10 protein-coding genes and 1 pseudogene are annotated in these 7,069 nt (G+C 43.4%); 4 read left to right on the top strand and 7 right to left on the bottom strand.

Translation table 11 applies throughout. The features are described from left to right. Positions 1-22: 22 nt before the first annotated feature. The 6 genes from RMO55_RS05515 to RMO55_RS05490 form a co-directional block, all read right to left on the bottom strand. Complete coding sequence (locus tag RMO55_RS05515) at positions 23-739, bottom strand: response regulator transcription factor (RefSeq protein WP_310424645.1); 717 nt, start codon at positions 737-739, stop codon at positions 23-25. A 184-nt stretch (positions 740-923) separates the two neighbouring features. Then, the gene (locus RMO55_RS05510) at positions 924-1,247 is read right to left on the bottom strand and encodes a hypothetical protein (protein ID WP_310424643.1); all 324 of its coding nucleotides are present in this window, start codon (positions 1,245-1,247) and stop codon (positions 924-926) included. Between the two features lie 52 nt (positions 1,248-1,299). After that, positions 1,300-1,848 carry a Dps family protein gene (locus RMO55_RS05505; RefSeq protein ID WP_310424642.1) on the bottom strand — a complete coding sequence of 183 codons (549 nt, stop codon included), beginning with the start codon at positions 1,846-1,848 and terminating at the stop codon, positions 1,300-1,302. Between the two features lie 87 nt (positions 1,849-1,935). Continuing rightward, a complete protein-coding gene (locus tag RMO55_RS05500; protein WP_310424640.1) occupies positions 1,936-2,265 on the bottom strand; it encodes a hypothetical protein in 330 nt (109 codons plus the stop codon). 93 nt (positions 2,266-2,358) lie between these two features. Further along, positions 2,359-2,793 (bottom strand): hypothetical protein, encoded by a 435-nt coding sequence (locus RMO55_RS05495; protein ID WP_310424638.1) that lies wholly within the window; start codon positions 2,791-2,793, stop codon positions 2,359-2,361. Positions 2,794-3,070: 277 nt separating this feature from the next. Beyond that, the gene (locus RMO55_RS05490; RefSeq protein ID WP_310424636.1) at positions 3,071-3,301 is read right to left on the bottom strand and encodes a hypothetical protein; all 231 of its coding nucleotides are present in this window, start codon (positions 3,299-3,301) and stop codon (positions 3,071-3,073) included. A gap of 403 nt (positions 3,302-3,704) precedes the next feature. On the opposite strand from RMO55_RS05490, the gene RMO55_RS05485 reads away from it, so the two are divergent. The 3 genes from RMO55_RS05485 to RMO55_RS05475 all read left to right on the top strand — a co-directional run bounded on the left by RMO55_RS05485 (position 3,705) and on the right by RMO55_RS05475 (position 4,479). Beyond that, positions 3,705-3,971 (top strand): GlsB/YeaQ/YmgE family stress response membrane protein, encoded by a 267-nt coding sequence (locus tag RMO55_RS05485; RefSeq protein ID WP_310424634.1) that lies wholly within the window; start codon positions 3,705-3,707, stop codon positions 3,969-3,971. A 93-nt stretch (positions 3,972-4,064) separates the two neighbouring features. Continuing rightward, positions 4,065-4,211, top strand: coding sequence for an NblA/ycf18 family protein (locus RMO55_RS05480; RefSeq protein WP_310424632.1), 147 nt, complete (start codon positions 4,065-4,067; stop codon positions 4,209-4,211). A 70-nt stretch (positions 4,212-4,281) separates the two neighbouring features. Beyond that, complete coding sequence (locus RMO55_RS05475) at positions 4,282-4,479, top strand: DUF2949 domain-containing protein (RefSeq protein WP_310424630.1); 198 nt, start codon at positions 4,282-4,284, stop codon at positions 4,477-4,479. Positions 4,480-4,887: 408 nt separating this feature from the next. Here RMO55_RS05475 and RMO55_RS05470 read toward each other — a convergent pair whose 3' ends face one another. Then, positions 4,888-6,180, bottom strand: coding sequence for a VWA domain-containing protein (locus RMO55_RS05470; RefSeq protein WP_310424628.1), 1,293 nt, complete (start codon positions 6,178-6,180; stop codon positions 4,888-4,890). Between the two features lie 203 nt (positions 6,181-6,383). Here RMO55_RS05470 and RMO55_RS22170 point away from each other — a divergent pair. Beyond that, positions 6,384-7,069, top strand: a pseudogene (locus RMO55_RS22170) (N-6 DNA methylase); the annotation flags it as partial.

The following is a 7,069-nucleotide window of genomic DNA, read 5'->3' as shown; positions in this document are numbered from 1 at the left end:
TCGGTATTATAATTGGCAATACCTATTCGATTAAGCCGCCGCGCAAAGCCAAAACTGCAGCATGGGTACGATCGTCTACACAGAGTTTGTTTAAAATATGCCGAACGTGAGTTTTGACAGTCCCCACAGTGACAAATAACTGCGTGGCAATTTCTCCATTACTGCAACCACCAACGATTAATTTTAAAATATCAATTTCTCGATCGGTTAATCCCGCACTACCGACGATATCAGCATAGTCTTCATCCAATCCTTTGATCTGGGTGGTGTTTTGTTTTTCTAATACTGATGGAGGACTATTTTTGCGTAGTTGCTGGAGTACGATACTAGCGATCGTCGGATCGATCCAAGGATTGCCTTGATGAGTCGATCGAATGGCTTCTTCGAGTTTATCAATATTGATATCTTTCATACAGTAAGCATCCGCTCCGGCGGCAAATGCCGCCATCACGGAGTCTTCGTTCTTGTGCATGGTCAGCATCAAAATCTTGGTTGGGATGGGGTTGTCGCCCTGATTTTCCCGAAATAGCCGCACCATTTCGATCCCATCGATGTCTGGCAAACCGATATCCACGATCGCCAGATCGGGTTTGGTCGTTTTTAGTAGATTTAGACCCTGATAACCATTGGCAGCATCGCCGACTACTTCAATTCCATCGCGACGTTTCAGAGCCGCTTCTAGCCCGATCCGGGTCAATTCATGGTCTTCAACGATCGCAATCCGAATCGGTTTTTCCAAAATAACACCTATCTAAACTGAGAGAATTAATGCCATATACACATCCATTTTAAACTATGACGCTCGCCACGGTGATTAGGCCGATCGAGGTTGGCTACTGCCAACCCGACTCATCAAAGAGTCGGGTTTATGTCCTAAGCAGCATGGTAATTGCGTTAATCACTATCGATCTTGCTAGATCTACTTATTTATTCCACACACTTTTTGTAGCTTTTTGTTGTGCTGCATATACTTTTTCTTCAGCTTGCTCTTCTTTATTTTCAGCAGCAATTAGTGCTTTGGGATCGTTGTTTAGTTTAGCAATATCGTCATATGCTTCCGATCTGGTGGTTGCGGGTTTTGTTAGTTCAAATGGTTGAATTACATCGGGAGCAGCCTGTTTGACTGGAGTTACTGCATCGCTGGGCTGGGGGATGACTAAACTTACAGCAAAGATTAAACTTGCCAGTGCAAATGCCCAAAGGCTTTTGGTAAGTAAGTTCTCAATCGAATTCAATGTTTTCTGCATATTACGGTTCCTGTGAATATTGACTACCCGACAAAGATTAGGTTAAAGAAAGTTAAACTCCAGCGGGAATGCCGACAGCGGAAACGCTAGGAACTTGACCATTAGATTGGACAGATTCACCTTCAATAAACGATCGCAACATCCAAGCCATCGATTCGTGTTGTTCCATTTGTCCAGTTAAGAAATCAGCATTACCAACATCATGAAAATCATCGCTACATTTATCTATTGCCGATCGTAAACCGCAGATAATTTCTTCATGATCGTTGACTAGCCGTGTTACCATTTCAGTTGCATTGAGGATATCTCCAGGATCTTCGTTCAGGGTAGCGTATTTCAAAAAACCAGCCGCAGTACCGACGGGGTAGCCACCCAACATGCGAATTCGTTCTGCGTACTCATCGACACTGAGAGAGAGCAGTTGATAGTGTTCTTCCCATAACTTATGTAAGGTCATAAATTGTGGCCCAACTACATCCCAGTGATATTTTTTAGTTTTAATTAGTAGAAGGTAAGCATTAGATAAAGCGGCATTTAGGATGCCAATCGAACCTTCACGTTCGCGATCGCTTAGTCCGATATTAATTGTTCTGGTTGCCATGATATTTTTTAACCTATTAGTAGATACTTAGATTGGGGTAAAAGTGAGATAGAGGCTTCACAATTACCCCAGTGAGCGTAAACTAGACTATTTAGTAACTTTTTCAAGTGCTTTATCTATTTTCTTCGCTATTGCAGGGCCTGGTTTAGAAGTATCAGCTTTGTGCATTTTGTTTGCGTCCGCAGAACCCTGGATTTCATTCAGACCACCTTCATTGCGGGCTTCGACTTCTTCGAGTCCCATTGGCGCGGATTTTTCAGCCACTTTTCCCGCCTCAGCATCGATTTGAGGCAATTGTTCTACACCTTTGGTAACACTACTAGATCCAGCCATGGTCGGAGTCACAGCCAATCCGAGGAGTAAGGCAACAGAAATGACGAGAACGGTAAACATTGAAAACAAAGAACGGAAAGACATAATATTTGCTCCAGTAAATGTTGATAAATTAAGGGAAATCGATTCGGCACAGCCGAAGATACACGGACGAATCGTGCCGTAGAAAATATCAGCTTAGTTATTGATGATTTTTTTAGTGCCATCGACCATATTGTTGGCAGTATCCTTCATAGAATCTCCAGCTTTACTGAGATTTTTATCGGTGCCTTTTTTCATTTCTTTAGCCATTTTGCCTGCTTTGTCGGCAGTACGTTGTGCCCCATCTTCTACGCGGCCGAGATCGTATTTAGCACGCCCATCGATCTGTTTAGCTGTGCCTTCAATTTTCTGACCAGTCTTAGCTTGAACTTTGCCAACAAGTTGTTCGGCTTTACCTTCAGCTTTTTCACCCCAACCAAATAGGGCTAGATGAGGAGTTGGCGCTACTTGCAATTGAGCCGCAAGAGAAGGAGCAGCAGTGCCAAAATTGAGAGCTACGCTACAAATCAGGGCGGCTATTGAGAATTGAACTGTCCGAATAGCTTGTTTGTAGAACGAAGAAATTTTCATTTGGGTTTTCCGTTAATATTGAAAGTAATTTGTTTTTACTTTCGTGTTGATGCCTTTAAGTTATCGCGAATCCATAGTGCAGCGAATCAACCTATAGTCTGAAGATCGACAGACTCGAAGTTTAATATTTGTCCTACTATTGAAAGAGAAAATATATTTAATTTATCTATCTAAAGGATGACGACTACAATGCAAAAGAGCGATCGATAATATCACTATCGATCGCTCCCAAAATACTACACTGGTTCTCAATCTGCTCTAGTTAATCTGCATACATCTACTCTCCTGGCTCTGTCTCTTGCTCTGCATCACCAGGATTCTCATAGTACATTTCTGGCTCGACTGCATAATTATTTAGTAAACCTTCGTTATCTACGGCTGCTCCTCCCTCTAGATTGCCTTCAGGAATCTTTTTATAATCATCACCTTCGCGCTCTTTTCTGGCAGCAGTCTCAGCGGGGATAATATGAGCATCATAAGTATCTCTGTCAGTGCCAAGCTTTTCCATGTTGAACTCCTTCAATTTTGTAAATTGTTTTTGTCTACATCTATAAACATAGAGCCAGTCGATCTAATTATTCATCTATCTAAAGTGTTAACTCCGCTGAATATTTAGACATATACCCATTTTTCTGATGTCTATTTTATAATTCATTAACATCGAAATCTAGAATGCAAAACACTAAATTTTGTAACCAACACCCAGGGTAAAATCGGTGAAATATTGACTTTTGAAGGGAATTAGCTGGAAATCGTGGGACGTACTTATTACTTTTGATTCTAGGTAATTACCTCGTTTGGGAGATTCATTTTCCGATCTAACCGAATATTCTGGTGGTATGGAAGGGAAGGAGTAGGAATAATCCTCAATCCTCACCCATCAAGAAATAATTCACTTAAAGGAGATCGTTATGAACCTCATCGCATGGACAATTCTCGGCTTATTATCTGGTGCAATTGCTAAAGCTATCTACCCTAGTTATCAGGGTGGCGGCATTCTATCCACAATTATCTTGGGAGTCATCGGTGCATTTATCGGTGGTAGTTTATACAGCTTTATCTCAACGGGAAGTATCCAAATTGTCGCCACCAGTTTGAGTATTCCTGGACTGGCAATCTCTGTATTAGGTGCGATGTTAGCTATCTACCTATGGGGCTTAATGGCACGCAATGCTTAGAGCGGTTGGAAAATCGATTTATATCGATCTGCATCAAAAAATTTATTGTCAATTTGGAGTCACATTATGTCACCAGAATGCTTTGAACTATCAATGGAACAGCAATTTAGTATGCGGACAATTGAGCTAAATACGCTCAATCTTTCAGCAGATCAACTCCGCGAACTATTTGTCGAAATCTCTAGGCAGTTAATTGTCAAAGATAACGTCATTCGTCATCTGATGAAAAATGGCTTCTAGATTTAGTGTTCTATTCAATATATCTCATCAATAAATTACCCATCCAAATTCATGCAAGAGTTAAGGTCTCATGTCAAAACACGATATCCCTCAAGTTGTCAACTTTCTGCGTCAAAATCTGAATCTATCTAATGATTCTGTTCAATTAGCTCTCAAGCAATCTCAGTCAGATTATCACAGCTTACCGATCATCCTCTGGCAATATGGCTTAGTTAGCTTACCAGAACTCGACCGAGTTTACGACTGGTTTGAATCCTATATTTATTAATTATCTTTCAACGAGATCGCAATATTATAGGAGATTGAAGGATCGTGTCAAACTGCCAACTAAAAAAGCGATGAGCAAATATTTGCTCGTCGCTTTTATATTAAATCCCCACCCTAACAACCTCGCTTTCAACTTTCAACTGTCTTGATTCGCCGCCAAAGTCGTTGTCTTGTCGCAGTTGTATGGTCGGGGAACCCGACCACACTGCGCCGCTTTTTTATTCGGGGGTTCCCCTAGACATAAAAACGCCGCTGTCTTGAAAAGGTGCTCTACTTGCGGCTCACCTTTGGACGGGTTCCCCGTCAAAAAAGGTGAGACAAGACAGGGGAAACCCCAAGACCGCACTTTTCGCAAACCGTCGGGGAACAAAGGTGTGCGCGCAACGCAACTTTCAACTTTCAACTGTCCCTACTTATGAATTCTAGCCGTTTTGGTCGATCGAGTCTCTAACATCATTTCATCTTCTTTGGCAACTGTGCGTTTGATTCTGACTGTACCAGCAGCGGCATCTTCAACATCGACGACGGAGCGAAGTAATTTGGCGGTTGCTTCGTTACCAGAATCGTGTGCGAGTTTGACTGCTTTCCCAAGTTTGACGGTAGCTACTTCAATATTGCCCTGCGCTCTAGCTTCTAAACCTTCTTGAATAGATTGTGCGAGTTCAGCTTGTCCGGTATAGTGAGCAACACGTCGATCGATCTTAGCGGTTTTGGCTTCATCTTCCGTCCAGGTGGCGAGAATTTTGGCTTCGGTAATTTTGGTTTCTTGTCCGTTAGTTTGAGTAATTAAACTCGCTCTGCCAGCTAACATTTCATCACCGACATTACCTGCATTAATTTGAATGCAGAAATGATAATCGCGGGATTCATTACTTCCCCAAGCACCTGTGGGATAGTCTACAATGCGTTGGCGTAGCCTCTCTGGAAGAGAATCGCTCACAACCTTCGCACGGCCAGTCACATCGACGATTTCGGGACTTACCTGTTTGCAAAACAACACCTTTGCACCCACTGGACTCCACAGTCTCAGACTGACATCACTCACCGTTTTTCCCATTGCTTTGGTAAGAATTTCTTGGAAGTCATCAGCGATGCGGTCGGGAGAAGCGATAATATCAGTGGTACCTAATAATCTTGCGGCAATTTGCTGTAATTGAGATACTTGCCAATCTGTACCTACCCCGCGACAATCGCACTGAAATTTACCTTCAGATTCATCTAAAATGCGAGCTAAATCTTGTCCGTCGCTAGGATCGTTTTGTCCATCTGTCAGTAATAAAGCTTGACAAATTGCTTGGGGCATCTTCTTAAATTCACCCAAGGCAGTTTGCAGCCAGGTAGACATTAATGTCCCCCCGTTAGCACTAATTTCTTTGACCTGACTAACCGCGCGCAGTTTATTTTCAGGTACGGCATTTACTAATGGTACTAATAATTTCGATCGACCCGCCCCCGTAACGACAAAAAATGCTGCATCAGTGGGGAGCAGATTAATAATTTTGATAATGGCATCCTTGGCTGCAATCATCTTCGCTCCACCCATCGAACCGGATGTATCGCAAATAATTCCAAATAAGCGTTGATTTGTAGGTGCTGCAACAGCTACTCCCTCATTACCACTAGTGGTAATTGTCATGATGGCATTTACTTCTCTAGCACCTTGGGGGAGGTAGGGATTTTGGAAGACTTCAGCAGTGAACATAGGGTAGAGGATCTATCCATTACACACCAATTATATCAGGTGAATACCGGATCGCTAAAACCCTTGTATGACGATCGTTCACCAGGCTACGCCAAAATTTCATAGTTTGCCGATCGAAATCTTGAGACTCTAACTAAGTGCGGCGATCGCCTCAAAATCCGATAAAATATAGAGTCCCCGCTCCCTACTGAGACTCTAAGACTTTGACTCCAGCCGAACTGAAAAAATTAGAAGCGAATCTGTGGCAGAGTGCCGACACGCTGCGGGCAAACTCCGATCTAAAATCGAGTGAGTATGCCACGCCTGTATTGGGGCTGATCTTCCTCAAGTTTGCTGACAATAAGTACCGTCAGTATGAGGCGGAGATTCAGCAGGAGTATGAGAAGCTATTAGGCGGACGACGGGAAAAGTCGATCGCGGAGATTGCCCTAGAGAAGTGTGGGTTCTATCTGCCCGATGATGCGCGGTATGACGATTTATTGGCTCTACCAGAGGAAGAAAACATCGCTCAGGCTTTGAAGGAGGCGATGGTATCGATCGAGCATTATAAGCCGGAACTCTAGGGGGTATTGCCCCAGGATGAGTATTTCCGGTTGGTGAGCGATAAGGATAAAAGTATTCCCAAGCGGTTACTCAAGAATTTCTCGGATATTCCCGCCGATGCTACGGGGGATATGTTCGGGCAGATTTATCAATACTTTTTGGCTGAGTTTGCCTTGGCGGAAGGGCAAGGTGGGGGGGAGTTTTTCACGCCGGATTCGGTGGTGCGGCTGATGGTGGAGATCGTCGAACCTCGGCGCGGTAAATTGCTCGATCCGGCTTGCGGTTCGGGTGGGATGTTCGTGCAGTCGGGGCGGTTTATTCAGGAGTACGCTGAGGAACAAGGCAC

Source organism: Chamaesiphon sp. VAR_48_metabat_135_sub (genome assembly GCF_031418915.1).
Lineage (GTDB): Bacteria > Cyanobacteriota > Cyanobacteriia > Cyanobacteriales > Chamaesiphonaceae > Chamaesiphon.
This window is presented reverse-complemented; position numbering and strand designations above follow the sequence as displayed.

Coding starts and splice junctions, on each gene's coding strand:
- RMO55_RS05510 (WP_310424643.1), bottom strand. CDS start 1,247: ATGCAGAAAACATTGAATTCGATTGAGAACTTACTTACCAAAAGCCTT.
- RMO55_RS05505 (WP_310424642.1), bottom strand. CDS start 1,848: ATGGCAACCAGAACAATTAATATCGGACTAAGCGATCGCGAACGTGAA.
- RMO55_RS05500 (WP_310424640.1), bottom strand. CDS start 2,265: ATGTCTTTCCGTTCTTTGTTTTCAATGTTTACCGTTCTCGTCATTTCT.
- RMO55_RS05495 (WP_310424638.1), bottom strand. CDS start 2,793: ATGAAAATTTCTTCGTTCTACAAACAAGCTATTCGGACAGTTCAATTC.
- RMO55_RS05490 (WP_310424636.1), bottom strand. CDS start 3,301: ATGGAAAAGCTTGGCACTGACAGAGATACTTATGATGCTCATATTATC.
- RMO55_RS05485 (WP_310424634.1), top strand. CDS start 3,705: ATGAACCTCATCGCATGGACAATTCTCGGCTTATTATCTGGTGCAATT.
- RMO55_RS05480 (WP_310424632.1), top strand. CDS start 4,065: ATGGAACAGCAATTTAGTATGCGGACAATTGAGCTAAATACGCTCAAT.
- RMO55_RS05475 (WP_310424630.1), top strand. CDS start 4,282: ATGTCAAAACACGATATCCCTCAAGTTGTCAACTTTCTGCGTCAAAAT.
- RMO55_RS05470 (WP_310424628.1), bottom strand. CDS start 6,180: ATGTTCACTGCTGAAGTCTTCCAAAATCCCTACCTCCCCCAAGGTGCT.